The organism is Streptomyces sp. bgisy130 (assembly GCF_057708345.1).
In genome coordinates this window covers 165,295-189,927 of record NZ_JBYISA010000007.1, presented here as the reverse complement: position 1 = coordinate 189,927, position 24,633 = coordinate 165,295, and the positions used below count along the sequence as shown (strand labels likewise).

General features: G+C 73.1%; 26 protein-coding genes. 10 read left to right on the top strand and 16 right to left on the bottom strand.

Going from position 1 to position 24,633, the window contains the following annotated elements; genetic code table 11:
* Window positions 1-211: 211 nt before the first annotated feature.
* The 7 genes from AC3EUV_RS12585 to AC3EUV_RS12555 all read right to left on the bottom strand — a co-directional run bounded on the left by AC3EUV_RS12585 (window position 212) and on the right by AC3EUV_RS12555 (window position 6,252).
* Window positions 212-1,426 carry an acyl-CoA dehydrogenase family protein gene (locus AC3EUV_RS12585; RefSeq protein ID WP_435602916.1) on the bottom strand — a complete coding sequence of 405 codons (1,215 nt, stop codon included), beginning with the start codon at window positions 1,424-1,426 and terminating at the stop codon, window positions 212-214.
* 7 nt (window positions 1,427-1,433) lie between these two features.
* On the bottom strand, window positions 1,434-2,486 hold the full coding sequence (locus AC3EUV_RS12580) for a phosphotransferase family protein (protein ID WP_435602915.1): 1,053 nt from the start codon (window positions 2,484-2,486) through the stop codon (window positions 1,434-1,436).
* 180 nt (window positions 2,487-2,666) lie between these two features.
* Window positions 2,667-3,695, bottom strand: coding sequence for an MBL fold metallo-hydrolase (locus tag AC3EUV_RS12575; RefSeq protein ID WP_435602914.1), 1,029 nt, complete (start codon window positions 3,693-3,695; stop codon window positions 2,667-2,669).
* A gap of 122 nt (window positions 3,696-3,817) precedes the next feature.
* Window positions 3,818-4,180: a DUF202 domain-containing protein gene (locus tag AC3EUV_RS12570; protein ID WP_435602913.1), complete on the bottom strand. Its 363-nt coding sequence runs from the start codon at window positions 4,178-4,180 to the stop codon at window positions 3,818-3,820.
* Window positions 4,181-4,183: 3 nt separating this feature from the next.
* Complete coding sequence (locus AC3EUV_RS12565; RefSeq protein ID WP_432144868.1) at window positions 4,184-4,594, bottom strand: YidH family protein; 411 nt, start codon at window positions 4,592-4,594, stop codon at window positions 4,184-4,186.
* A 43-nt stretch (window positions 4,595-4,637) separates the two neighbouring features.
* Window positions 4,638-5,171 carry an NUDIX hydrolase gene (locus AC3EUV_RS12560; RefSeq protein WP_432144867.1) on the bottom strand — a complete coding sequence of 178 codons (534 nt, stop codon included), beginning with the start codon at window positions 5,169-5,171 and terminating at the stop codon, window positions 4,638-4,640.
* A 187-nt stretch (window positions 5,172-5,358) separates the two neighbouring features.
* On the bottom strand, window positions 5,359-6,252 hold the full coding sequence (locus AC3EUV_RS12555) for a DMT family transporter (RefSeq protein ID WP_432144866.1): 894 nt from the start codon (window positions 6,250-6,252) through the stop codon (window positions 5,359-5,361).
* A 210-nt stretch (window positions 6,253-6,462) separates the two neighbouring features.
* Here AC3EUV_RS12555 and AC3EUV_RS12550 point away from each other — a divergent pair, with 210 nt between their 5' ends.
* The 6 genes from AC3EUV_RS12550 (at window position 6,463) to AC3EUV_RS12525 (ending at window position 12,895) form a co-directional block, all read left to right on the top strand.
* On the top strand, window positions 6,463-8,118 hold the full coding sequence (locus AC3EUV_RS12550) for an FAD-binding dehydrogenase (RefSeq protein ID WP_435602912.1): 1,656 nt from the start codon (window positions 6,463-6,465) through the stop codon (window positions 8,116-8,118).
* 342 nt (window positions 8,119-8,460) lie between these two features.
* A complete protein-coding gene (locus AC3EUV_RS12545) occupies window positions 8,461-9,444 on the top strand; it encodes a hypothetical protein (RefSeq protein ID WP_435602955.1) in 984 nt (327 codons plus the stop codon).
* Window positions 9,445-9,507: 63 nt separating this feature from the next.
* Window positions 9,508-10,260 carry a molybdopterin-dependent oxidoreductase gene (locus tag AC3EUV_RS12540; protein WP_435602911.1) on the top strand — a complete coding sequence of 251 codons (753 nt, stop codon included), beginning with the start codon at window positions 9,508-9,510 and terminating at the stop codon, window positions 10,258-10,260.
* Entirely contained in the window at window positions 10,244-10,885 is a 642-nt protein-coding gene (locus AC3EUV_RS12535; RefSeq protein ID WP_435602910.1) for a cytochrome b/b6 domain-containing protein, read from the top strand. The genes AC3EUV_RS12540 and AC3EUV_RS12535 overlap by 17 nt, the downstream gene beginning before the upstream one ends.
* 139 nt (window positions 10,886-11,024) lie before the next feature.
* Complete coding sequence (locus AC3EUV_RS12530; protein WP_435602954.1) at window positions 11,025-11,597, top strand: helix-turn-helix domain-containing protein; 573 nt, start codon at window positions 11,025-11,027, stop codon at window positions 11,595-11,597.
* Window positions 11,594-12,895: an MFS transporter gene (locus AC3EUV_RS12525; protein WP_435602909.1), complete on the top strand. Its 1,302-nt coding sequence runs from the start codon at window positions 11,594-11,596 to the stop codon at window positions 12,893-12,895. Before AC3EUV_RS12530 ends, AC3EUV_RS12525 begins: the two co-directional genes overlap by 4 nt.
* A 23-nt stretch (window positions 12,896-12,918) precedes the next feature.
* On the opposite strand, the gene AC3EUV_RS12520 is transcribed toward AC3EUV_RS12525, so the two are convergent.
* The 4 genes from AC3EUV_RS12520 to AC3EUV_RS12505 all read right to left on the bottom strand — a co-directional run bounded on the left by AC3EUV_RS12520 (window position 12,919) and on the right by AC3EUV_RS12505 (window position 15,934).
* Entirely contained in the window at window positions 12,919-14,064 is a 1,146-nt protein-coding gene (locus AC3EUV_RS12520) for a sensor histidine kinase (RefSeq protein WP_435602908.1), read from the bottom strand.
* The gene (locus AC3EUV_RS12515; RefSeq protein WP_435602907.1) at window positions 14,061-14,891 is read right to left on the bottom strand and encodes a response regulator transcription factor; all 831 of its coding nucleotides are present in this window, start codon (window positions 14,889-14,891) and stop codon (window positions 14,061-14,063) included. Before AC3EUV_RS12515 ends, AC3EUV_RS12520 begins: the two co-directional genes overlap by 4 nt.
* Entirely contained in the window at window positions 14,875-15,402 is a 528-nt protein-coding gene (locus tag AC3EUV_RS12510; RefSeq protein WP_435602906.1) for a DM13 domain-containing protein, read from the bottom strand. Before AC3EUV_RS12510 ends, AC3EUV_RS12515 begins: the two co-directional genes overlap by 17 nt.
* A gap of 130 nt (window positions 15,403-15,532) precedes the next feature.
* Window positions 15,533-15,934: a (2Fe-2S) ferredoxin domain-containing protein gene (locus AC3EUV_RS12505; RefSeq protein WP_432144858.1), complete on the bottom strand. Its 402-nt coding sequence runs from the start codon at window positions 15,932-15,934 to the stop codon at window positions 15,533-15,535.
* A gap of 122 nt (window positions 15,935-16,056) precedes the next feature.
* Between AC3EUV_RS12505 and AC3EUV_RS12500 the strand changes: the two genes are divergently transcribed.
* A complete protein-coding gene (locus AC3EUV_RS12500; RefSeq protein WP_435602905.1) occupies window positions 16,057-17,481 on the top strand; it encodes a cytochrome P450 in 1,425 nt (474 codons plus the stop codon).
* A gap of 320 nt (window positions 17,482-17,801) precedes the next feature.
* Complete coding sequence (locus tag AC3EUV_RS12495; RefSeq protein ID WP_435602904.1) at window positions 17,802-19,427, top strand: ABC-F family ATP-binding cassette domain-containing protein; 1,626 nt, start codon at window positions 17,802-17,804, stop codon at window positions 19,425-19,427.
* An 88-nt stretch (window positions 19,428-19,515) separates the two neighbouring features.
* Here AC3EUV_RS12495 and AC3EUV_RS12490 read toward each other — a convergent pair whose 3' ends face one another.
* The gene (locus AC3EUV_RS12490) at window positions 19,516-20,172 is read right to left on the bottom strand and encodes a hypothetical protein (protein ID WP_432144855.1); all 657 of its coding nucleotides are present in this window, start codon (window positions 20,170-20,172) and stop codon (window positions 19,516-19,518) included.
* On the opposite strand from AC3EUV_RS12490, the gene AC3EUV_RS12485 reads away from it, so the two are divergent.
* Window positions 20,161-20,355 (top strand): hypothetical protein, encoded by a 195-nt coding sequence (locus AC3EUV_RS12485; RefSeq protein WP_432144854.1) that lies wholly within the window; start codon window positions 20,161-20,163, stop codon window positions 20,353-20,355. The genes AC3EUV_RS12490 and AC3EUV_RS12485 overlap by 12 nt on opposite strands.
* A 165-nt stretch (window positions 20,356-20,520) precedes the next feature.
* The gene (locus tag AC3EUV_RS12480; RefSeq protein ID WP_432144853.1) at window positions 20,521-21,093 is read left to right on the top strand and encodes a dihydrofolate reductase family protein; all 573 of its coding nucleotides are present in this window, start codon (window positions 20,521-20,523) and stop codon (window positions 21,091-21,093) included.
* Between the two features lie 65 nt (window positions 21,094-21,158).
* Here AC3EUV_RS12480 and AC3EUV_RS12475 read toward each other — a convergent pair whose 3' ends face one another.
* From AC3EUV_RS12475 to AC3EUV_RS12460, 4 genes are all read right to left on the bottom strand, one after another.
* Window positions 21,159-21,596 (bottom strand): NUDIX hydrolase, encoded by a 438-nt coding sequence (locus tag AC3EUV_RS12475; RefSeq protein WP_432144852.1) that lies wholly within the window; start codon window positions 21,594-21,596, stop codon window positions 21,159-21,161.
* Window positions 21,597-21,641: 45 nt separating this feature from the next.
* Complete coding sequence (locus AC3EUV_RS12470; RefSeq protein ID WP_435602903.1) at window positions 21,642-22,316, bottom strand: HAD family hydrolase; 675 nt, start codon at window positions 22,314-22,316, stop codon at window positions 21,642-21,644.
* Window positions 22,317-22,422: 106 nt separating this feature from the next.
* Entirely contained in the window at window positions 22,423-23,184 is a 762-nt protein-coding gene (locus AC3EUV_RS12465) for a Bax inhibitor-1/YccA family membrane protein (protein ID WP_432144850.1), read from the bottom strand.
* A 75-nt stretch (window positions 23,185-23,259) separates the two neighbouring features.
* Window positions 23,260-24,630, bottom strand: a complete 1,371-nt coding sequence (locus tag AC3EUV_RS12460) for a hypothetical protein (RefSeq protein WP_432144849.1) — start codon at window positions 24,628-24,630, stop codon at window positions 23,260-23,262.
* Window positions 24,631-24,633 lie beyond the last annotated feature (3 nt).

Here is a 24,633-nt window from a genome sequence, read left to right as displayed (position 1 = left end):
GACGAGGAGGCGGACCCGAATCGAGACCACGATCGGGCCCAGCCGTGTCGAGGACTCGATGCCCTTGCGGGCGATGCGGTGGCAGTTGCCTCCCTTGCGTAGCCATCGGCGCAGGTGGTCGTAGTCGATCCCGGCTTGCCACGGTCGGTCGGATTCCGTCCCGTCAGAGGCCCGCTTTTGCCGCCCTGACGCTGACAGAGTCGAAGGCGCCCTACAGGTAGCGCTTCAACTCCCGGCGCGCCAGCGACCGTTGGTGCACCTCGTCCGGACCGTCGGCCAGCTGGAGCGTACGGGCCCCGGCCCACAGCTCGGCCAGCGGGAAGTCCTGGCTGACACCGCCCGCGCCGTGCAGCTGCACCGCCTTGTCGAGGATGTCCACGACCGTGCGCGGGGTGGCGATCTTGATGGCCTGGATCTCGGTGTGCGCGCCCTTGTTGCCGACGGTGTCCATCAGCCAGGCGGTCTTCAGCACCAGCAGCCGCAGCTGCTCCACCGCCACCCGGGCGTCCGCGATCCACTCCTGGACCACGCCCTGCTGGGCCAGCGGCTTGCCGAAGGCCGTACGGCTCACCGCGCGGCGGCACATCAGCTCGATGGCGCGCTCGGCCATCCCGATCAGCCGCATGCAGTGGTGGATCCGGCCGGGGCCGAGCCGCGCCTGGGCGATACCGAAACCGCCGCCCTCCTCGCCGATCAGGTTGCCCGCCGGCACCCGTACGTCGTGGAAGACCACCTCGGCGTGGCCGCCGTGCCAGTGGTCCTCGAAGCCGTAGACCTGCATCGCCCGCCTGACCTCGACGCCGGGGGTGTCGCGCGGCACCAGGACCATCGACTGCTGGCGGCGGATGTCCGGGCCGTCCGGGTCGGTCTTGCCCATCACGATGAAGATCTGGCACTGCGGGTTCATCGCCCCGGAGATGTACCACTTGCGGCCGTTGATGACGTAGCTGTCGCCCTCACGGTCGATCCGGGTCTCGATGTTGGTGGCGTCCGACGAGGCCACCTCCGGCTCGGTCATCGCGAAGGCCGACCGGATCTCGCCGGCCAGCAGCGGCTCCAGCCACTGCTTCTGCTGCGCCTCGTTGCCGAACTGCGCCAGCACCTCCATGTTGCCGGTGTCCGGCGCCGCGCAGTTCAGCGCGGTGGGCGCCAACTGCGGGCTGCGGCCGGTGATTTCGGCCAGCGGCGCGTACTGGAGGTTGGTGAGCCCGGCACCGTACTCCTCATCAGGGAGGAAGAGGTTCCACAGCCCCTGCTTACGGGCCTCGGCCTTGAGCTCGTCGACGACCGCCGGGGTCTCCCACGGGGAGGCCAGCGCGGCCCGCTGCTCATGGGCGGTCTGCTCGGCCGGGTGGACATGCTCGGCCATGAAGGCCAGGAGCTTCTCGCGGAGCTCCTCCGTCCGGGCGTCGAATGCGAAGTCCATGGGTGCCTCAGCCTTCCTTGAGGGTGGTGAGTCCGCGGTCGATGAAGACGGGAACGAGCTCGCCGATCCGGTCGAACCCGGCGCCGACAGTCTGGCCGAGCGTGAAGCGGTAGTGGATGCCTTCGAGGATCACGGCGAGCTTGAACCAGGCGAACGCCGTGTACCAGGCGATCGCGGAGGTGTCCCGGCCGGACCGGGCGGCATAGCGCTCGATCAGCTCGGCCGGGGACGGGTGCCCGGGAGCGCCGCTGGTGGTGCTCACCGGCGACTCCGGCAGGCCCAGGTCCGAGCTGTACATCACCAGCAGCCCGAGGTCGGTCAGCGGATCGCCGAGCGTGGACATCTCCCAGTCCAGTACGGCCTTGAGCGCGTCGTCGTCGCCGACCAGGACGTTGTCGAGGCGGTAGTCGCCGTGCACGACGGTGGGCGTGGGGGAGGCGGGCAGCTTCCGGCCCAGTGCCTCGTGCAGCTCGTCGATGCCCGGCAGCTCGCGGTTCTTCGACGCGGTCAACTGCTTGCCCCAGCGCCGTAGTTGGCGTTCCAGGAAGCCGTCGGGGCGGCCGAAGTCGCCGAGTCCGGCGGCCTCCGGGTTCACCGCGTGCAGCTCCACGAGCGTGTCGACCAGGGACAGCACCACGGCGCGGGTGCGCTCCGGGCCGAGCGGGGCGAGCTGTGCGGCGGTGCGGTACGGGGTCCCCTCGACCAGCTCCATCACATAGAAGGGTGCCCCGATGACTGCCTCGTCCGTGCACAGCAGCAGCGTCTCGGGCACCGGTACCGGCGTCCGGTGCAGCGCGCTGATCACCCGGTGCTCGCGCTGCATGTCGTGGGCGGTGGCCAGCACATGGCCGAGGGGCGGCCGGCGGACGACCCAGGAGGCGGCGCCGTCGGTGACGCGGTAGGTGAGATTGGACCGCCCGCCCTCGATCAGCTGCGCCCGCAGCGGCCCGCCGGCCAGCCCCGGCCGCTCCCGGTCCAGATGCGCACGCAATCGTGTCAGGTCGAGGCCGGGAGGGTCCTCCCGGTCCCGGTCCTGCGGGGGAGGGGTGCCCTTGCTCATCGTGCTCCTCCGTACGGAGTGGACGTCCATCGGTCGCTGGCACGATCATGCCGACTAGTCGGTATGGAGTCCAGTGCCGGAGCGTGGGGCGTCCGTCACGCGAGGGTTTTCCGCCGTATGTGCCGCCCGGTCCGTCCGCTGCCCCTCATGAGCGCGGGCCCGGGACAGCCCTGGGCGGGCTCATGCGTGACAGGCCATCGGAACCCCGCCGTTCAGCACCGCCATATCGCCGAATCCGGCGATCGGGTCGAGCGGGACGCCCGGTGCGGCGCCGGCCAGTTCCACGTAGGCCCGGTGCAGATTCGCCACCAGCCGCTCGCTCTCGGCCAGCTCGGCGAACGGGCCGAGATCCGCCTCCTGGGCGGTCTCCAGCGGCGTGCGCCCGGCCGCCCGGCCCTCCTCCGCGAGCCGGCCGACGAACCGCAGATAGCGCTCGATCCCGTCGTAGACCTCGGGGCCGGTCACCGGTCCGTGCCCGGGGACGACGGTGACCGCGTCCAGGGCCCGCAGCGTCCGCAGGGCGCGCAGCGAGCCGGCCAGCGACCCCATGAAGAGGAACGGGGTGCCGCCGTGGAAGACCAGATCGCCGGCGAAGACGATGCGCTCCCGGGGCAGCCAGACGATGGTGTCGCCGGTGGTGTGCGCGACGCCCGGGTGGATCAGCCGCACCTCGGTGTCGCCGACGTGCAGGGTCAGCTCGTCGGTGTAGGTGACCTCGGGCGGGGTGAGGCGGATGTCGCCGTACGCCACCTCCGGCCAGACGGCGTGCAGTTGATGTCCGGCGGCCAGCAGTTCGCGGCGGCAGGAGGCGTGGCCGATGACCGTCGCCTCGGGGGCGAAGACGCCGTTGCCGTAGGTGTGGTCGCCGTGGTGGTGGGTGTTGACCACGGTGCGGGGGGCCGGTGCGCCGGTCTCGGCGATCCGCCGGCGCAGCAGGCGCGCCCGGCGCTCGGTGGCGGCGGTGTCCACGACCAGTGTGGCGTCCCCGTCGGTGACGAAGCCCGCGTTGTTCAGGCACCAGCCGCCGTCCGGCTGGATGAACGCATGGACCCCGGCGGCCAGTTCGGTGAGGTAGGGCTCGGGGACGGGGGTCCCGGTGCCAGGCGGCTCGGTGGTGTCCGGGCCGGCCGCGCCGGGGCCGGTGGCCGGTGTCGCGGGCGGTGCTGCCGGGTGCTGTGCCGCCGTGCGCCGTGCCGTCGCGTCGTCCATGAGGGGGTGCCCTTCGTCCGATGGCCCGTCACTCCACGCCGCCGGGCCGGGGCCCGCTCGGCGTGTGCGAGGTCGTGTCACGGTACCGCCGCCCCGGCCGGCTGGCGTCCCGTACGCCGGCGTCAGGGCCCCGGCCGCACCAGGATCACCGCGCCGCACAGCGCCAGCGCCAGGGTGCAGCCGACCAGCAGCAGCGCGGTCCGCGGGGGCAGGCTCGGCGGGCGGCCGGTGGCCATCGCCCGCATCCGGCGGTGGGACAGAGCCACGAAGGCCGCCCACAGCAGGCCCATCAGCACCGAAAGCGTCACCTCGACCGCTCCCGGGGCATCGCTCCGCAGCAGCTGGCGGCCGGCCAGTACCGCCATCGCGGTGGCCGAGAGCGTGGTGCGCCGCCATGCCAGCCGGGTCCGCTCCGGCTGGAGCCCGGGGTCCCGGTCGGGGGCCGGACGCGGCGATCCCGCGCCCGGCGGCTGTCCGCCCGCCATCGGCTAGCCGGTCCGGCCCAGCAGCACCAGCACGACCATCGCCACCGCCAGGAGGCCGACGCCCAGCGCCAGCGCACTGGGGAAACGGCTGACCGGCAGATCCTCACCGCGCCGCATCGCGCGCTCACAGCGCACCCAGTGGTTGACCGCCCGCAGCGCACACAGCGCGCCGCCCACCAGCAGCACCACGGTGAAGGTCAGCCGCAGCGTCTCGTGCAGCCGGGGCAGGAACTGGTCCACCGCGAACCCGCCGCCGACCAGCGCCAGCCCGGTCCGCAGCCAGGCCAGAAAGGTGCGCTCATTGGCGAGCGAGAAGCGGTAGTCGGGGGTCGTCCCCTCCTCGTGGACCCGCGCGGGCGAGACCCACAGCCGTACGGCCGCGCGCAGCGACCGCAGTCCGTCCGTGCGGATCATGGCCGGTACCCGGGCCCGCGGCCCGTCCCGTACAGCGGTGGCATCAGATCTCCCCCGCCTCCCGCCGGGCGAGCACCTGCCGGTAGGCGGCCAGGCCGTCCGGCGTCCACGGCCACTCGTCGAGCCGCCGGCTCAGCTCCTCCTCGGTCAGGAACGCGGACCAGTCGATCTCCGACTCCTGCGGGGCGACCGGCAGGGTGCAGCGCACCTGGTAGACCGCGGACCACCAGCTGTGCTCGGCCGTCTCGTACAGAAACTTGAACAGCGGCTCGGGCGGCGCCAGCCCCTGCACGCCCAGCTCCTCCTCGGCCTCCCGCAGCGCCGCCTGGTCATAGGTCTCACCGGCGCCGACCACCCCGCCCACGAACATGTCGTAGTGCGCGGGGAAGACGAGCTTCTGCGGAGTGCGGCGGTGCACGAAGATCCGGTCCTCGGCGTCCCGGACCAGGACGAAGGCGGAGCGGGTGCGCATCCTGCGGGCGTAGGTCTCACCGCGGGGGGCCTGCCCCACGACCTGATCGTTCTCATCGACGACGTCGAGGATCTCGTCCGCGTTGAGCGGTTGCTGATCGGTCATGGAGCCATGCAATCACCACGGGCGGGGGCCGCACCCGCCGGGGCGGGGCGCGCACGGCGGTTCCCGGCCGGGGGAGCGGGACGCGAGGAAGGCCCGTACGAGGGAGTCGCGCAGGGCCGGACGGGGGAGTGGCGGCGGGCGGCGCGAGGCGACGGCGGCGGGCGGCGCGCCGCCCCCGAGGGGCCCGTCAGTGCGGCTGGAGCTCCCGGGCGTTCTCCCGCTGCCCGGCGCCCGGCGGCATCGCCGGATGGCTGCCGATCAGCACGATGCCCGCGACGACGGCCATGATCCCGATCACCTCCGTGGCCAGCGCCCCGGGCGTCACCCGCAGCTGGTCGCCGAGGAACCCCACCCCGCAGAGGATTCCGGCCAGCGGCTGGGCGGCGGTCAGCGCCGGCAGCGACAGCCGCAGCGGCGCCGACTCGAAGGCGCTCTGCACGAACACCAGGGCCAGCACCCCGAGCACGACGATGGCGTACGGCTGCCAGCTGGTGAGCAGCCCCGTCCAGCCGCCGGCGCCGAAGCGCTCCCCACTGATCCGGGTCAGCGCGTCCTGGAGCCCGTAGAGCAGCCCCGCGGCGATACCCAGGAGCGCGGCCTCCAGGCTCACATGCACCCGCTCCCGCTTGGCGACCGCCGCCAGCAGCAGGGCGGCGCCCAGCACCATGCCCATGATCAGCCACTGCCACATCGGGTCGGCGTTGCTGCGCCCGCCCTGGGGCTGACCGGCCACGATGAAGGCCGTGACCCCGCCCGCCAGCAGCCACAGCCCGGCCCAGCCGGTCCGGCCGAGCCGCTGCCGGGTCAGCCGTCGGGACAGCGCCATCGCGAAGAGCAGATTGGTCGCGAGCAGCGGCTCCACCAGGGTGATGTCGCCCATCCCCAGCGCCACCGCGCCGAGCGCCATCCCGACCACCATCAGACCGATACCGGCCACCCACAGCGGCATCCGCACCAGGTCCAGCAGCAGACGGACGGAGAGGAAGTCCTTCATCGGGGCGTGTTGCGCCGCGGCCTGCTGAAACACGAATCCGAGTCCCAGGCAGCAGGCCGCGCCAAGGGCGAGCAATATCACCGTCACGTCGCACCTCGTATCGCGCGGGGTGGGGGGATGCGCCTGAGGATAGTCATCCGGCGTCGGGCGTGGGGTGGCCCTCGTCACCCCCCATTCTCCCGCGCGCTCCGGTGTACCACCCGGTAACCCCATGGTTGACGCGGCAGTCGGGTGCGCTGAGGATCGTTCCACCGTTGCGGCCGGGGCGCCCCACGTGCCCCGTTGAGGAGAGCAGAGATGGCGTACGACGCTGATGTGATCGTGATCGGAGCGGGGCTCGCGGGCCTGGCGGCCACCGCGGAACTGGTGGACGCGGGACGCAAGGTGATCCTGCTCGACCAGGAGCCCGGGCAGTCCCTCGGCGGACAGGCGCACTGGTCCTTCGGCGGCCTCTTCCTGGTCGACTCGCCCGAGCAGCGCCGGCTGCGGATCCGCGACAGCCACGCGCTGGCCTGGCAGGACTGGCTGGGCACGGCCGGATTCGACCGGCCCGAGGATCATTGGCCGCGCAAATGGGCCGAGTCCTATGTCGACTTCGCGGCCGGTGAGAAACGCTCCTGGCTGCACCGGCAGGGCGTACGGCTGTTCCCCGTCGTCGGCTGGGCCGAGCGCGGCGGCTATGACGCGACCGGGCACGGCAACTCCGTCCCCCGCTTCCACGTCACCTGGGGCACCGGGCCCGGTCTGGTCGCCCCGTTCGAGCGCCGGGTACGGGCCGGGGTGGCCCGTGGCCTGGTGGAGCTGCGCTTCCGCCACCGGGTGACCGGGCTGTCGCGCAGCGCGGGGAGCGTGGACACCGTCAGCGGCGAGATCCTGGAGCCGTCGGACGTGGCGCGCGGCCGGCCCAGCAGCCGCGAGGTGGCCGGTGCCTTCGAGCTGCGGGCCCAGGCCGTGATCGTCACCTCGGGCGGTATCGGCGGCAATCACGAGCTGGTGCGCGCCAACTGGCCCAAGCGGCTCGGCAAGCCGCCGCGGCGGATGCTGTCCGGGGTCCCGGCGCATGTGGACGGCAAGATGCTGGGCATCGCCGAGGCGGCCGGCGGCCGGATCATCAACCGGGACCGGATGTGGCACTACACCGAGGGCATCGACAACTGGGACCCCATCTGGCCGCTGCACGGCATCCGGATCCTGTCCGGCCCGTCCCCGCTGTGGCTGGACGCCCGCGGCAAACGGCTGCCGGTACCGCTGTTCCCCGGCTTCGACACCCTCGGGACGCTGGAGCACATCATGCGGACCGGCCATGACTACACCTGGTTCGTGCTCACCCAGAAGATCATCGAGAAGGAGTTCACCCTCTCCGGCTCCGAGCAGAACCCGGATCTGACCGGAAAGAGCATCCGTCAGGTGCTGGGCCGGGCCAGGGCCGGTGCGCCGGGCCCGGTGCGGGCCTTCATGGACCACGGTGCGGACTTCATCGTCGAGCGTTCGCTGACGGACCTGGTGCGGCGGATGAACGAGCTGACCGGGGAGCCGCTGATCGCGGAGGAGGCGCTGCGCGGCGAGATCGTCGCGCGCGACCGCGAGATCGCCCACCCCTTCACCAAGGACCTCCAGGTGACGGCGATGCGCGGGGCCCGGAAGTACCTCGGCGACCGGCTGATCCGCACCGCCGCCCCGCACCGGCTGCTGGACCCCAAGGCGGGCCCGCTGATCGCCGTACGGCTCAACATCCTCACCCGCAAGACGCTCGGCGGCCTGGAGACCGACCTCTCCTCGCGGGTGCTGGCCGACGGCGGCGCGCCTCTGCCGGGCGTGTACGCGGCGGGCGAGGCGGCCGGGTTCGGCGGCGGCGGGGTGCACGGCTACCGCTCGCTGGAGGGCACCTTCCTCGGCGGCTGCCTCTTCTCCGGACGTACGGCGGGGCGGGCGGCGGCGCGGGCGGTGTCCTGACGGGGGACGGGCGGCGGGGGACGAGGGACGGGGACGGCGGACGGGGACGGGGGACGCGGAGACGGGCGGCGGGGCCGGAGGCGGTGCGCGGTGCGGCCGCGTTCCGTTGGCCGTCCGCTCAATACCGTGATACGGAAGGGGGGTTGGCGGATCCAGCCATTCCCCTTCGCGTCTTGACGCGGAGCTCTGCGTAGCGCTTTGCTTTGCGTGATGACTGGTGCGGACCAAGCCATCACCCTCTGTAGAGGCGCGTACGGATCCGGTCCCTCCCCACTGAGGACGACTCAGGGGGTTGTTCGGGGCCGGTGCGGCGCGTCATGGAGCCCCTGACCCGTGATTTCCATTTCCCCCTCCCCACCGCCGCAGCTCGCACCCGCCCGCTGCCCGGGCGGCCCGGCCCTCGCCCCGGCCCTGGACGACGCCCAACTGTCCCTCGCCGCCGACGCCTTGGCGCTCGGCCAGTGGGCCCGGGTGCGCAGCCTGCTCGCCGAGACCGGCCAGGACTGGGATCTGCGTGGCCACCGATTAACGGTCCTGGCCACCGCACCCGGCGGCGCCGCCTGGGCCGGCGACTGGCGGCTGGCCGAACCGGACAGCGGTGACGCCGCCACCCTCCTGGCCCTCGCCACCGTCCGGCTCGCGCTGCACGGTGAGAGCAGCACCGAGGCCGCCGCCGACGCCTGTGCCACCGCCGCCCGGATGCTGCCCGACGACCCCACGCCCTGGCTCGGCGCGCTGATCCTCGCCCGCCGCACCGGCACCCCGGAGGCCCGGGCGCACGCCTTCCAGCAGATCCGCGCCCGGCACCGCGACCACCACCACGCCCATCACCTGATGACGGCGGCCCTGGCCGAGGAGCACCCCGGCGCCCGCGAGGACCCCCGGCACCCGGCCCATGCCTTCGCCGCCCGCGCCGCGGCCCGCGCCCCCGCCGACTCGCCGCTCGCCCTCCTCCCCCTGGTGGCCCACACCGAGCGCTATCGCGTCCTGGCCACCGCGGGCCCGGCGTCCCGCCCGGACCGGGGCCACTGGTCCACCCGGCGCGCCCACCAGATCCTGCGGGACGCCTTCGACTGGTGGCTGGAATGGGGCGGCGAGGACCACCCCCGCGGCAAGGTCGATCTCAACTTCCTCGCCCACGCGACCTTCCACGAGGGGTGGATGGCCGAGGCCGCCGCGCTCTTCCAGCGCATCGGCCCGCACCCCACCCGTGCCCCGTGGTCGTACGCGGGCCGGGACGCCGACGGCACGTTCCGGGCCGCCCGGGACACCGCACTGCGCCGGGCCGGGGACACCACCGCGCCGTGTCCCCGGGGGCGCCGATGACGAAAGTCTGACGGCGGTGTCCGGACGCTGGCCCCGGCGCCCGCCCGGTGTTCGAATCGAAGCATGACCAGGGACGACACACCGGACCGCGCGGCGGGCGGCGGCAGGGATGGGCAGGGCGCCCCCGTGGGCCGCCGGGTGGTGCTCGGCATGCTCGCGGCCGGCGCCGCCGGAGTGGCCACCGCACCCCTCCTCCAGCGCGCCTACGACAGCGCCCTCGGCGCCGCCGCGCAGAAGGACCCCACCGGCCTGTCCGGCCTGCTCCCGGGCGGCGGCGGCTTCCGCTACTACTCGGTGACCGGCTCCGTGCCGGAGAAGGACGCCCACACCTACCGGCTGACGGTCGACGGCCTGGTGCGCCATCGCGCGAGCTACCGCCTCGCCGACCTGCGCCGGCTGCCGCAGACCCGGCTCGTGCGCGATGTCCAGTGCGTCACCGGCTGGCGGGTGCCCGGCACCCCCTTCGAAGGGGTCCGCCTCTCGGACCTGCTCGACGCCGCGGGCGTCCGCCCTGAGGCCGGGGCCGTCCGCTTCACCTGCTTCGACGGCGCCTACAGCGAGTCGCTCACCCTCGAACAGGCCCGCCGCGACGACGTCCTGGTGGCTCTGCGGATGCAGGACAAAACGCTCGCCCATGCGCACGGCGGACCGGTGCGGCTCTATGTCGCGCCCATGTACTTCTACAAGTCGGCGAAGTGGCTCGCCGGGATCACCGTCACCGACCGGGTCGAGCCCGGATACTGGGAGGACCGTGGATATGACGTCGACGCCTGGGTCGGCCGGTCGAACGGACGCGATGATGCCCCCACGACCTGACCACCCCACCGCGCCGGCCCCCGCGCGCCCCCGCGTCCCCCGCTTCACCCGCGCCGAGCACCACGTACACCGGGCCACCGCCGCCCTGATGACCGTCTGCCTCCTCACCGCCGGCTGTCTTTACCTCCCCTTCCTGGCCGAACTCGTCGGCCGCCGCGCCCTGATGGTCACCGTCCACGAGTGGTCCGGCATCCTGCTGCCCGTCCCCCTGCTGCTGGGCCTCGGCTCCCGTGCGCTGCGCGCCGACCTCACCCGGCTCAACCGCTACGGCCCGCACGACCGCCAGTGGTTGCGTGCCGCGCTGCGCCGCCGGGGTGGCCGGCCGGCCGGAAAGTTCAACGCCGGCCAGAAGCTCTACGCCGCCTGGATCGCCGGCGCGGTCCTCGTGATGCTCGGCACCGGCCTGCTCATGTGGTTCACGCACCTCGCGCCCCTGGTCTGGCGGACCGGCGCCACCTTCGTCCATGACTGGCTCGCCCTCGCCGTGGTCCTGGTGATCGCCGGTCACGTCTGGAAGGCATTCGGCGACCCCGAGTCCCGCCGCGGGCTGCGCACCGGGTCGGTCGATGCGCAATGGGCCCGGCGCGAGCATCCGTTGTGGAGGCAAGAGGACAACACGCGGTAGATAGCGGCAAGTTGCAGAGGACCCTTTGCAGAGAACCCTGTGCAGAGGAGTCTCTGCAACCCTAGGCTGGCGTCTCATGAACGATGCCCCTGAGCCGAACCGGCCCGAGCCGCCGCCCACCGCCCCTCCGGTGCGCCGGATGGACGCCCGCAGTCTGCGCGGTCTGGCCCACCCCCTGCGGATGCGCATCCTGGATCTGCTGGCCCTCGACGGCCCGGACACCGCCACCGGGCTCGGCCGCCGCCTCGGCGAGAACACCGGCACGGTCAGCTGGCATCTGCGCCACCTCGCCGACCACGGCTTCATCGAGGAGGAGACCGGCCGGGGCACCCGCCGGGAGCGCTGGTGGCGGGCGGTGCGGGTGGCCCGTCGCCTCGACACCAACGACTTCCGCGACGACCCCGACAGCCGGGGCGCCCTGGCGGTCTATCTGCACGAAACCGTCCACCGGGACTTCGGCCAGGTCACCACCTACCTCGCCGAGGACTGGGCCGCGGAGTGGCGGGACGCCGGGACGCTCTCGCGCTGGCCGGACCTGCGCCTGACTCCGGACCAACTGGCCGCACTGAACGCCGAGTTGGAGGCGGTGGTCGTCCGGCACCGCGCGGCGGCCGCCGGGGACGGGGACGGGGCGGCGCCGGGTGCCGAGGAGGCCCGGCCCGTGATCGTCCAGCTCCAGTCCTTCCCCCGGAAGGAGCGGGACGAGCGATGAGCGGACTGCTGCGCCGCCACCGGGACTTCCGGCTGCTGTGGTGCGGGGAGACGGCGGGCAAATTCGGAGCGGCGGTCAGCACGGTGTCGATGCCGCTGGTGGCCGTCTCCACCCTGCACGCCACCACCTTCGAGGTCGCACTGATCAGCGCCTGCGGCTGGCTGCCCTGGCTGCTGATCGGCCTCCCCGTCGGGGTGTGGGTGGACCGGCTGCGCCGCCGCCCGCTGATGCTGGCCGCCGCGGGGAGCTCGATGGCGCTCTTCGCCGCCGTACCGGTCCTGGCCCGGGCCGGCGGGCTCACGCTCGGACTGCTGATCGCCGTGGCCCTGCTGACCGGCGGCTCGGCGGTGCTGTTCCAGACCGCGTACAGCGCCTACCTCCCCACCCTGCTCGCCCCGGCCGACCAGGCCGAGGGCAACGCCACGCTGCACGGCAGCGCCTCCGCGGCCCAGATCGCCGGGCAGGGGACGGGCGGCCTCATCGCCCAACTGGCGGGCGCCGTCAACGGGCTGTTCGCCCATGCCGCGACCTTCCTCGTCGCGCTGCTGTGCCTGCTCGGCATCCGGCACCGCGAACCCCGCCCGGCGGGCCGGCAGGACGCGTCGCGGTCGCTGACCGGGGAGGTCGCCGAGGGGCTGCGGCTGGTCGTCGGCGACCGCTGGTTCCGTACGCTCACGTTCTTCGCCGCCGCCTCCAACCTCGCGCTGATGGGGTACCAGTCCCTCACGGCGGTCTTCCTGGTCCGCGAGGTCGGTCTGCCGCCCGGCGCGGTCGGCGGGCTGCTGGCGCTGGCGAGTACGGGCGGTATCGCGGGCGCCTTCGTGGTGCGCCGTACCGCCGGCCGGCTCGGCACCGCCCGCGCCATGCTGCTCTTCGAACTCGGCGTCCCCAGCGCGGCGTTGCTCATCCCGCTCACCTTCCCGGGCGCCGGGGCGCTGCTCTACGTGGCGGGCAGCTTCGGCGTCAGCGCGGGCGTGGTGGCCGGCAACATCCTCAAGGCGGGCTTCCAGCAGGGCTACTGCCCGCCGCCGCTGCTCGGCCGGCTGGTCGCCAGCAGCGCGTTCCTCAACTACGGCACCCTGCCGCTGGGTGCGCTGCTCGGCGGTGCGCTCGGCTCCGCACTGGGCGTCCGCACCGCGATGTGGATCATGACGGCCGGGGTGCCGCTGGCCGCCCTGATCCTGCTCTGCTCGCCGGTCCGGACGGTCCGCGACCTGCCGGTGCGCCCGGCGGAGCAGGAGCCCGGCGGACCCGGCCCCGGGGCGGCGGAGCGGGACGGGGCGCCCGCGCACCGCTGAGGCGACGCCGGGCGCCCGTACGCTCAGGCCGCGGGCGACTCCGCCGGTGCCTCCGCGGCCGGCAGTTCGACCTCGAAGCGGCAGCCCGCCCCGGTGTTCCGTACCGTCGCCCGGCCCTCATGGGCCGCCACGATGCCGCGGACGATTGCCAGGCCCAGCCCGGCGCCGCCCTTGCCGTCCGCCCGCGGGGTGCGCGCCGCACCGCCGCGCCAGCCGGTGTCGAAGACCCGCGGCAGATCCTCCGGCGGGATGCCGCCACAGGCGTCCTCGACCGCGAGCACCACCCGGCCCTCCTCGTGCCGGGCGCTGACCGCGACGGTGCCGTCGGCGGGGGTGGCGCGGATCGCGTTGACCAGCAGATTGCCCAGGACCCGGGTGATCTGCTGGGCGTCCACCCGCACCGGCAGCGGTACCACCCCGCCGTCCACCAGCCGCACCCCGCTCGCCCGCGCCAGCGGCCCGGCTCCGGCGAGGGCCTCGTCCACCAGGTCGTAGACCGACACCCGCGACAGCGTCAGGGCCAGCGCCCCGGCCTGGATACGGGACAGTTCGAAGAGGTCGTCGACCATCGCGGCCAGTCGGTCCACCTCGATCCGCATCCGTGCGTGATAGCGCGCGGTGTCCTCGGCGACCCCGTCCTCCAGCGCTTCGGCCATCGCCCGCAGCCCGGCGAGCGGAGTGCGCAGATCGTGCGAGATCCCGGCGATCAGCTCGCGCCGGGAGGCATCCAGCGCCCGTTCCCGCTCCCGCGCCTCGGCGAGCCGCCCACTGGTCTCCTCCAACGCCCGTGACAGCGCGGCCAGTTCGGCCGTGGGCGGTTCGGCGGGCGCCACGAAGCCGCCCTCGCTGCCGACCGTACGGGCCGAGCGCGCCAGCTCCCGGCTGCCCGCCGCGATCCGCCGCCCGAAGAGCAGCGCCGCCGCCAGCGACACCACCCCGGAGACGGCCACCACGGCCATCACCACGCCCAGGTCGTGCCCGGACAGAAACATCGCCTTGGCGACCGCCACCGTCCCCGCCGCCATCGCGGCCACCGCCAGTGCCGCCACCGCGAACAGCGACAGCGCGACCGAGCGCCGCCGCAACGCCCGTACCGCGGGCGCGGCGAGCAGCCCCGCCAGCGCCGCGCCGAGCGCCGCCAGCGCCACGATGACCAGGAAGTCCGTCATGAGCGCAGTTCCCCTCCGGGCAGCGGCCCGTCCTCCGGCAGCCGCCCGTCCTCCGGCGGCGGCTCGTCCTCCATGGGGTCGAAGCGGTAGCCGGCGCCCCAGACCGTGGTCACCAGCCGTGGTGCCGCCGGATCCGCCTCGATCTTCTCGCGCAGCCGCCGTACGTGCACGGTCACCGTCGACAGATCGCCGAACTCCCAGCCCCAGACCCGGTGCAGCAGCTCCTCCCGGGAGAAGACCCGCCCGGGGTGCCGCATGAAGTGCAGCAGGAGATCGAACTCCCGGGCCGTCAGGGTCAGTTCACGGCCCGCCCGGATCGCGCGCCGGCCGCCCGGGTCCGCGCTCAGGTCGCCGGCCCGCAGAATCTGCGCCGGGGCGGCGGCCGGCGGCGGGGCCTCGGCCCTGCGCAGTACGGACCCGATGCGCAGCACCAGCTCACGCGGGCTGAAGGGCTTGGTGACATAGTCGTCGGCGCCCATCTCCAGTCCGGCGATCCGGTCCGCCTCCTCGCCGCGCGCGGTGAGCATCACCACCGGAACCGAAGACCCCGCCTCGTGGCGGCGCAGTCTGCGGCACACCTCCAGACCGTCCAGGCCCGGCAGCATCAGGTCCAGCACGATCAGATGCGGGCGGAAGGACGCGGCGAGGTCCAGGGCGGCGAAGCCGTCGGCGGCGTGGCCGGTCGCGTATCCGGCCCGGGAGAGATACCCGGTGACGACCTCGGCGACGGTCGGATCGTCCTCGACGACCAGGACGCGGCGGGGCGCGGCGGACGGGGGCGGCGGGTGGGGCGTGGTTCGGTGCACGGGATCAGCGTGCCATCGCATCGAGGTCCGCGGCACCGAAGGAGACGGAGAACCGCTTGCACCACACCACGGCGCTGTGGAACCGGGACAGGTCGGTACCGGAGGCGACGGCGTAGTTCTGATTGCCCTCGTTGCCCTTGAGCTTGCCCAGCTCCACGGCCCCGTCCCCGAGCCCCTGCTCGGCCCCGGCGGCGCTGCGGGTCGACAGATAGACGCGAACGTCCGGGCCCTCGGAGGTCTTGAGGCCCTCCAGCCGCAGCACCCGCGAGCCGTCGGCGAGCCCCAGGGTGCGGGCCGTGCCGCTGGTGTCGTGCTCGTGGGAGACGAAGTGGCCGCGGGCCAGCTCCTTGTCGCCCGCGTCCGTCTTGGCAGCGGGGGCCGAGGCGGCGGACCCGGCCGAGGGCAGTGACTCGTTCACGGTGGTGGTCGTGAACGCCCGCCACGGCTGGAAGAGGTAGAGCGCGAACGCGGCGGCCAGAGCGAGGACCAGAAGGGCCGGGATGACCGTGCGGCGGGTCAATGAGATCTTCATGTCCCCAGCGAACCCCGGTGGGCGCCCGTCGCGCGCGCCGCGGACGGGTTCCGTAAGGCTCCGGTAATCAGTACCGGGGCGGGGTACCGGGAGGGGAGGGCCGGGTTCTGCCGCCGGTGCGCCTGGCCCCTCAGTCCTCCAGCGCCTCACGCACCCGCCGCGACACCGTGAAGGCGTACAGGTCCAGCACGCCCGGCGGTTCGGCGAGCCCCGGTCCGCCTGCGCGGATCCAGGCGGCGATGTCGGCCAGCGCCTCGTCGTCGTTGACCAGCCCCAGCCAGACGGGCCGTCCGCCGGCCGCCCGGCCCGCGGCCGACGGCTGGACCACGACCACATTCGCCTGGTCGCAGACGTCCAGACACTCCGAGGCACGCACCGGCGCCGCGCCGCCGAGCGCCGCGCGCAGGCGGGGTATCTGCCCGGTGTGGTCGACGCCCGGGATCTTGGCCGCGTCGCCGCAGCAGCAGCCGCGGCATACGGTGACCCGGCACGGGGCTGCGGTGGCGGTCCGTCCGGCAGGCTTGTTGATCACCGATTCATGCTACGTGGGCCGTTGACGGCGCCCGACGGCGGGAGAGGAACCCGGCCCGACGCGAGAGAAACCCGGCCGCCCCACCGGGATAGACACCGGCCTCACCGGGATAGACATCGGGCATGCCCCTGACCGAATCCCCTCCCCCTCAGCCCGGTTCCGCCCCGGAGCGTGCGATCCCCGGCCCGGCCGGACTTCCCGTGCTCGGCTCGATGCTCGACCTCCGGCGCGACTCGCTCAGCACGTTCTTACGGGCCCAGCGGGAGCACGGCGATGTGGTCCGTCTGGAGGCCGGGCCGCCCGGCCTGCGCAGCGTCTTCCACGCGGTCTTCGCGCCCGAGGGCGTACAGCAGATCCTCGCCTCCCAGGCCGCCAACTTCCGTAAGGACCACCCGCTTTACGAGGAGGTCCGGCAGGCATTCGGCAACGGCCTGCTGACCAGCCAGGACGCCGACTACCTCCGACAGCGCCGACTGGTGCAGCCGCTGTTCACCAAGCGCCGGGTCGACGGCTACGCCTCGGCGGTGACCACCGAGGCCGCCGGCCTCGCCGACCGCTGGCGGACCACGGACGGCGGCACCGTCGACCTGGTCCCCGAGATGAACCGGCTGGCGCTGCGCACCGTCTCCCGGATCCTGTTCGGTCTGGACGCGGAGGCGGCGGTGGACGCCATCCACCGCTGCGCCCCGGTCATCAACGCCTATGTCGTCCGGCGCGCCTACGTCCCCGTGAAGATCCCCCGCGAGTGGCCCACCCCCGGGAACCAGCGGGCCCGGGCCGCCACCGATGAGCTGAACGCGCTGTGCGACCGCATCGTGGCGGAAAGGCGGTCCTCGCACGAGAGCGCCGGGGACGCGGACGGCGCGGGTGAGGACCTGCTGTCCCTGCTCGCCGCGGCCGGCAATGACGAGGACGGCTCGCTGGATGCGACCGAGGTCCGCGAACAGGTCCTGATCTTCCTGCTGGCCGGGCACGAGACCACCGCGACCTCCCTCGCCTTCACCCTCCACCTCCTGGCCCGGCACCCGGAGGAACAGACGCGGGTCCGCGACGAGCTCGACCGCGTCCTGGGCGACCGCACCCCCACGGCCGCCGACCTGGACCGCCTGCCGTATCTGACGCAGGCGCTGAAGGAGTCCATGCGGCTGTATCCGGCGGCGCCGGTCATCAGCCGCCGGGCCGTGGCGGCCACCGAGATCGGCGGATTCCGCATACCGGCCGGTGCGGATGTGGTCGTTGCGCCCTGGGTGACCCACCGCAACCCGGAGCTGTGGGCGGAGCCGGAGCGCTTTGACCCGCGGCGCTTCGACCCGGAGCGGGAGGCGGCGCGGCACCGCTATGCCTGGTTCCCGTTCGGCGGCGGGCCGCGTGCCTGTATCGGACAGCACTTCTCGATGCTGGAGTCCGTGCTGGCACTGGCCGTGCTGCTGCGCACGTACGAACTCGACGCCGTGGACGAGGAGGTGCCGGTCTCGGCCGGGATCACCCTCCAGGCGACCGGTCCGGCGCGGGTGCGGCTGCGGCCGCGCGCCGGGGCGGGGGAGTAGCGCCCGGGGACGCCGTCCGGAGAAAAAATAAACGCAACGAAAATAGCGTTTGCATTTCGGCGGCGTCCCCCGTACCGTCAGCATTGTTCTTGTTGCCGCCGATCGGAGAAGGCCGTTGCTCGTCTGAGGTCATGAGACACCGCGCCCGTGAGCGGTGATCCGCCCTGCGCTTCCGGTATCCGGAGCGGCGGATCATGCCTCACGCGGCCCGTCCGCGACCTCGGCGTACCCGCACGGCGTACCCCGGCGCACACCGGCGTTCCGACGCGGTGTCTCCCAGCGCAGTCCCCATGCACCCCACCCGCGCCCAGGAGACCTGTATGTCTATGCCCTCCGCCTCCCCGTCCGCCGCCTCCATCGTCTGCACCGGCCTCGGCTTCACCTGGCCCGACGGCAGCCCCGTCCTGGAGGACTTCCCGCTGGTCGTCGGCCCCGGCCGCACGGGCCTGATCGGCCTCAACGGGGCAGGAAAGTCCACCCTGTTGAAGCTGATCGCGGGCGAACTCACCCCGTCCGCGGGAAGCGTCAAGGTCGCCGGCGAGGTCGGCTATCTCCCGCAGCACGCCCCGCTCGACACCGCCCTGCGGGTCGACCAGGCGCTCGGTATCGCCACCGCGCGCGCCGCGCTGCACGCCATCGAAGGCGGCGACGCGAGCGAGGAGCACTTCACCGCCATCGGCGATAACTGGGACGTCGAGGAGCGCGCCCGCGCCACCCTCGACCAGCTCGGACTGCCCGGTATCGACCTCGACCGCACCATCGGCGAGGTCTCCGGCGGTGAGTCCGTCCTGCTCCGGCTGGCGGCCCTGCTGCTGCGCCGGCCGGATGTCCTGCTGCTCGACGAGCCGACCAACAACCTCGACCGGGCGGCCCGGGAGCGGCTGTACACCGCGGTCTCCGGCTGGTCCGGCGTGCTCGTCGTGGTCAGCCACGACCGCGAACTCCTCGAACGTGTCGACCGGATCGCCGACCTCCGCGACGGCGAGGTCCACTGGTACGGCGGCAACTTCAGCGCCTACGAACGGGCCCTGGCCGTCGAACAGGAGGCGGCCGAGCGGATGCTGCGGGTCGCCGAGGCCGATGTCCAGCGCCAGAAGCGCGAACTGGCGGACGCCCAGATCAAGTTGGCCCGCCGGGTCCGATACGGCAACAAGATGAACGCCCAGAAGCGCGAGCCGAAGATCGTCATGAACGAACGCAAGAGGGAGGCCCAGGTATCCGCGGGCAAACACCGCATCATGCACACCGAACGCCTCAAGGAGGCCAGGGGCCGGCTCGACGAGGCCACCGAGGCGGTCCGGGACGACGACGAGATCCGCATCGATCTGCCGCACACCGCCGTGCCGCCGGGCCGGACCGTGCTCACCCTGCGCGCGCTGCAAGCCCGTTACGGCGTATCCGCGGATCTGGACGTGCGCGGCCCCGAACGGATCGCGCTGACCGGCCACAACGGCTCCGGCAAGACCACCCTGCTGCGGACCGTCGCCGGTGTGATCCCGCCGGAGTCCGGCACGGCGGAGACCCATGTCCCCTACCGCTTCCTGCCGCAGCGGCTGGAGGTGCTCGACCCCGCGCTGACCGTCGCCGAGAACGTCGCCCGCTTCGCCCCGGACGCCACCAACAACCGCATCCGGGCCCGGCTCGCCCGCTTCCTGTTCAAGGGCGCGCGTGCCGACCAGCTCGCCGGCACGCTCTCCGGCGGCGAACGCTTCCGTGCCTCGCTCGCCGCGCTGATGCTGGCCGAACCCGCCCCGCAGCTGCTGCTGCTCGACGAGCCGACGAACAACCTCGACCTCGCCTCGGTCCGCCGGCTGGTCACCGCCCTGGAGTCCTACGAGGGCGCGCTCCTCGTCGTCAGCCACGACCTGACGTTCCTCCGGGACCTCGGCATCACCCGCTGGCTGTCGACGGAAGGCGGTGAACTGACCGACATCGCACCGCTGTAGGAGGGACGGGGCGGGCCCACTGCTCGGCCCGCCTCCCCGAAAACCGGTTGCCGCCCCCCTTCCCGTGGGCCACGATCCACCCCATGACCTACAGGAAGGGCGGCCACCGCCCCACCCGATGACCGCGCGGACCCCGGGCCAGGACCCGGCCCCCCGCCCCGTCAGCCACCGATCCCGACCGCCCTGCCGACGTGACCGCGGCGGTCCTCGACGGATCCGCCCTCACCCCAGGCTCCACCGTCCGTACCACCGTCTTCGACGCGGTACGCGCCGACCCGGACGGGCCGGTCACCCAGGAGCTGACCGCACTCACCCGCCACCGGCGCCCCGCCGTACGCCGCACCGCGCTCACCCTGCTCACCGAGCTGTCCTTCAGCGGTCCCCAGCCCTGGCCGGGCCCGATCGAGGCGGCCGCGGCCCGGCTCCACGACCCCGACCGGACGCCCGCCGGACCGCCGCCCGCCTCCTCGTCCGCGCCGGCGGCACCGACCGGGCCCGCACCGCGCTCGACAGCCACCCCGACCCCGCCACCCGGATCGCCCTGGCCGACGCACTGCTGCTGTACGCGCGCCACACCTCGTGCCCGCCCGGACCGCTGCGCACCGACCCGCTCCCCGAAATTCGCCTGTGGCGCCACGAGGGCCCGGCGGCCGCCGCTGACCTGCTCGCCGTCCTCCCGCAGTATCTCGACGACGATCTCTTCGGCCCCGCCGCCATGGCCACCCTGGCGGCCATGGGAGAGCACGCCCGCCCGGCCCTGCCGCACCTGCGGGCCCTCATCGGCCGACGCACCCGGCTCCCGCTCCACGCCGGTTCCGAGGACGCCGATATGAACGCCGACGAACAACTCCTCGAAGCGGCCCTGCGGACGGTCCGGGTCGTCGCCGGCCAGGCCGTCTCGCCTGGATCACCGAGGTCGGCTCCATGAGTATGGCCGTGCCGCCCGTTGAGCACATTGGCCGGGCGACGACCGATGACTTCCTCCGTGATCCACAGTCAGAGATCATGACTGGTGCGCGACAGCCGCGACTGTGGGCGAAACATGCACCGGCCGAACCGCTGATATCCGGACACGAGACACCGAGGACCTCAGATGCGCACCCTGATCAGCACTGCTTTCGTCTCGCTCGACGGCGTCGTGGAGGCCCCGGGCGGCGAGCCCGGTTACCGGAACGCGGGGTGGACCTTCAAGGACATCGACTTCCTTCCCGAGGCATTCGACCTCAAGGGCCGGGAGCAGAAGGAAGCCACCGCGATGCTGATGGGCCGGACCAGCTACGAGGCGTTCAGCCCGGTGTGGCCGGACATGGCGGACTTCGCCGATTACAAGGTGATGCCGAAGTACGTCGTCTCCACCACCCTGACCGAGGACGCACTGGTATCGAACTGGGGCGAGACGACGATTCTGCGCTCCCTCGATGACGTTGCCGCGCTGAAGGAGACCCAGGGCGGCCCGATCATCCTCCACGGCAGCGCCTCCCTGAACCAGGCGCTTTCGGACGCCGGCCTGATCGACCGCTACCACCTGCTCGTCTTCCCGCTCCTGCTCGGCGCGGGCAAGCGGCTCTTCAGCACCACGGACAAGGACACCCAGAAGCTGAAGCTCGTCGAGCACGACGTCTACGGCAACGGCCTCCAGAAGAACGTCTTCGACGTCGTCCGCTGACAAGGCTCCGGCCCTCGCACGCCCCCGGGCAGGGCCGCGCCGTCGCCTCGTCGGACGCCTGGGCCTCATCGTCCCCCGAGCCCCCGGGCGCCTGCCGCGAACAGCCCCAGCGTCTCCCCGCATTGGGAATGCAGCGGCTCCGGCAGCGCGTCCGGGGCGAACCAGCCGAGCGCGTCGAACTTGTGCGGTTCGCCGATCGTCACCCCGTCCGGGGCCACCCGTACGGCGAAGACCACCGCGACCCAGTGCGAGTCGACCGGATCGCCGCGCAGCACATTGCGCACCCCGATCTGCTCGATGCCGAGCGGTCGTACCCCGTACTCCTCAAGCACCTCCCGGGCCACGGCCGTCTCGAAGGACTCCCCGAACTCCAGCGCCCCCGCGCCGCAGTCCCAGGTCCCCGGCTCGTCCCGGGCCCCGGCGCTCCGCCGCGCCAGCAGCACCCGCCCGGCGCCGTCATGGCACACGAAGACACAGGACACCTTGGGTCCCACCGCTGTCATCTCCCCTTCCTCCCCTTCCACTGCCCTCGGTCCGTTCAGAAGTGGTCAGAAGTGGCGCAGCAGCTCGCCGAACGCCGGCAGCCGCAGCACCTTCTCGTCGGCCGGGTCGAGCTCACCGTGCTCCAGGACCCAGGTGTGGTCATGGGGGATGAACACCGCGTTCAGGCCCGCCGAACGGGCCGGCAGGATGTCCGACTTCGGGGAGTTCCCGATCATCCATGTCGAGCCGGGCACCAGGTCGTAGGCGCACACCAGCTCCTCGTAGGTGGCGACGTTCTTCTCCGCCACGATGTGCACGTCCCGGAAGTGCCGGGTCAGCCCGGAGGCCGTCACCTTCCGCTGCTGCTCCTCGGTGTCGCCCTTGGTCAGCAGCAGCAACTCGTGCCGCCGGGCCAGCTCGGCCAGGGTCTCGGCCACCCCGGCGATCAGCTCCACCCGGTCCCCGGCGAAGGCCGCCGCCCACCCGGCGATCCGCGCCGACTCCTCGGCCGTCGCGGCCCGTCCGCGCAGCCGCGCCACACACTCCCCGAGGCTGTGCAGAAAGACCTTGCTGCCGTATCCGAGCGTCGGCGCGTTCGCCGCCTCGATCCCGTCGAGCACGGCCCGCACCCCGTCCCGGTCGAGCTCGGGATGGGTCATCCACTCCAGGAACTCGTCGATGACCCGCTCGAAGATCACGTTGTTCTCCCACAACGTGTCATCCGCATCGAAGATCAGCATGCGTCCGTCAGCCCTTCTCCCGCTTCACCGGCCTGCGCACCCTACGCAGGCCCGGCGGCCGCCCGCACCGGATATTCCGTGCGAAGGGGGAGAGCAGGCTGCTGTCTCACCACCACCGGAGGTACGACAGCAGCCGCAGCAGCTCCAAGTAGAGCCAGACCAGGGTCATCGTCAGCCCGAACGCGACATACCAGGCCCACCGGTGGGAGGCACCGGCCCGCAGCAGGCGGTTGGCGGCCTCGAAGTCCAGCAGGAGGAAGAAGGACGCGGCGGCGACCGCGAGCACACTCACCCCGAGGGCCAGGACGCCGCCGTCCCGCAGCCCCAGGTCTGCGCCGAACCCCCACCACGCGACCAGCTCCGCCAGCAGCAGCCCCAGCAGTCCGAGCGCCGCCCCGACCGCCCAGCGCGTCGCCTTCGCGCCGATCCGCACCTTCCGGGTGCGATACGCCGCCAGCATGCCGGCGAAGACACAGCCGCTGCCGAGGACGGCCTGGGTCCCGACCCCCGGATGCAGCGCGTCGAAGAACTGCGTCGCCTCGCCGAGCACGATCCCCTCGACCGCCGCGAACAGCAGGGCCAGTGCCGCACTGGGCCGGGGCCGGAGACCGAGGAAGATCCCCAGGCCCAGCCCGGCGAACAGGGCGGGCAGGGCGAGGTACCCGAGTTCCAGGAAGACGGTGAGGAAGGCGCTCGCCACCAGGACGGCGAACACCGCCAGGGTCTTGACGACGATGTCGTCGAGCGTGATCGGACGGTCCGCGGCGAGCGCCGGGGACGCCTCGCCCGACCTGGCCGGACCGGCCGGTGACACCGCACCGTCCAGCGTCAGCAGATTACGGATCGCAGGGTTGCTCGTCGTGGGCACCGGCCCTCCCGGAGGATCGAGAGAAGTGAACAACTCCTTGTTGTCACAGCTTAGTTGGCGAAAACGGGGAATGCCTCAGTCCACCTCGACGACCTGCCGGGAGCCCGGCACGCTCCCCCGCAGCGCCCGCGTCACCTCCGGTACCGCGGGAAACACGGTGTCTGCGCCGGGCGGGGCGGCATACGGCAGCGCCGTACCCAGATGATCGCGCCAGGGCGCGGGCACGGCGATCGGGCGGCGGATACCGGTCAGCACCACACACTGCACCGCCTCGGCGCTGTGGTCACGCAGCGCGGACCGCAACCGGCCCGGCAGCCCCAGGCGTTGCGGCACCGCGGTGTTGAGCAGCCGCTCGCCCAGGCTCTCGCCCTGCCCGGCGAGCTCGGCGCCGTGCAGCTGATGGACGGTGTCACGGATGGCCGGGTACTGCTCCGGCAGCACCCCGCGGCAGCGCAGCACGACCGCGGTGTGCGTTTTCCCGTCGGCCTCCACCTCACAGGCGATGTCGAACGACAGCCGCCGCTTCAGGAAGCCGTAACGGACCTCATTGATCACCTGAAGAGGCGCGTCGGGCTCCGGCCGGCCGGTCTCCGGGGGCGGCTGGCTGTACAGCCCGTGGAGCTGTTCGCCGACCGTCACGGTGCCGGTGAACAGCCGCCGCAGCCCCACGGCCACGGCATTGCGCTCGTACAGCTCCAGCCAGGCGGGCAGCCGGCCGACGCTGCTCAGATCGGGCGCCAGCAGCCGGGCCGTCTCGGCGTGCTCCAGTGCGTCGTCGCGCATCTGCTCGGTGAGCAGACCGATCCGGCGGCGCAGCTCGATCAGCGCCAGCGCGTCGAACCGCGCCGCCTCGTCATCGTTCTGCTGCCCGCCGACGCCTTCGAGCACCCCCGCCAGCACCTGGGTCGGGGCGGCCTCGGCGGGCCACCCGCGCCGCCGGGCCAGCTCGGTGAGCCGGTCCTGTGCGTACGGGGTCAGCCAGCCCCGGCCCTCGACGAAGCCACCCCAGTCACGGGACTCCAGACCGTGCCGGGCGGCGAGCCTCGGCAGCCGGGCCAGCAGCGCCAGCAGCAGCAACTCGGCGTCATCGATCCCGTCCTGGTGGTGCCCGGTCTCCCGCAGCGCCCGGTCCAGTTGATGCCCGTCGAAGAGGGTCGCGAACACCTCGGACTCCGGGCACCCCAGGAGCTCCGCGAGCAGCGGCTGCGCGGTCGGGCCGACCAGCAGATGCAGATGCCGCCCGGTGAACACGGCGGGCAGCTCGGGCGGGGTGAAGGCGGCCCGGACCCGGGCCGCCAGCTCCGCCAGCTTGCCCTCGGCCTCGCTGAACCGGCCGATCCGGTGCAGCAGATCATGCGCGGCGAAGTTGCCCAGTGCCTCCTCGGCCGCCGCCCTGGCACGGTCCGAGCTCCGCACCATCCATACGACATACAGCTCGTTGTCCATGTC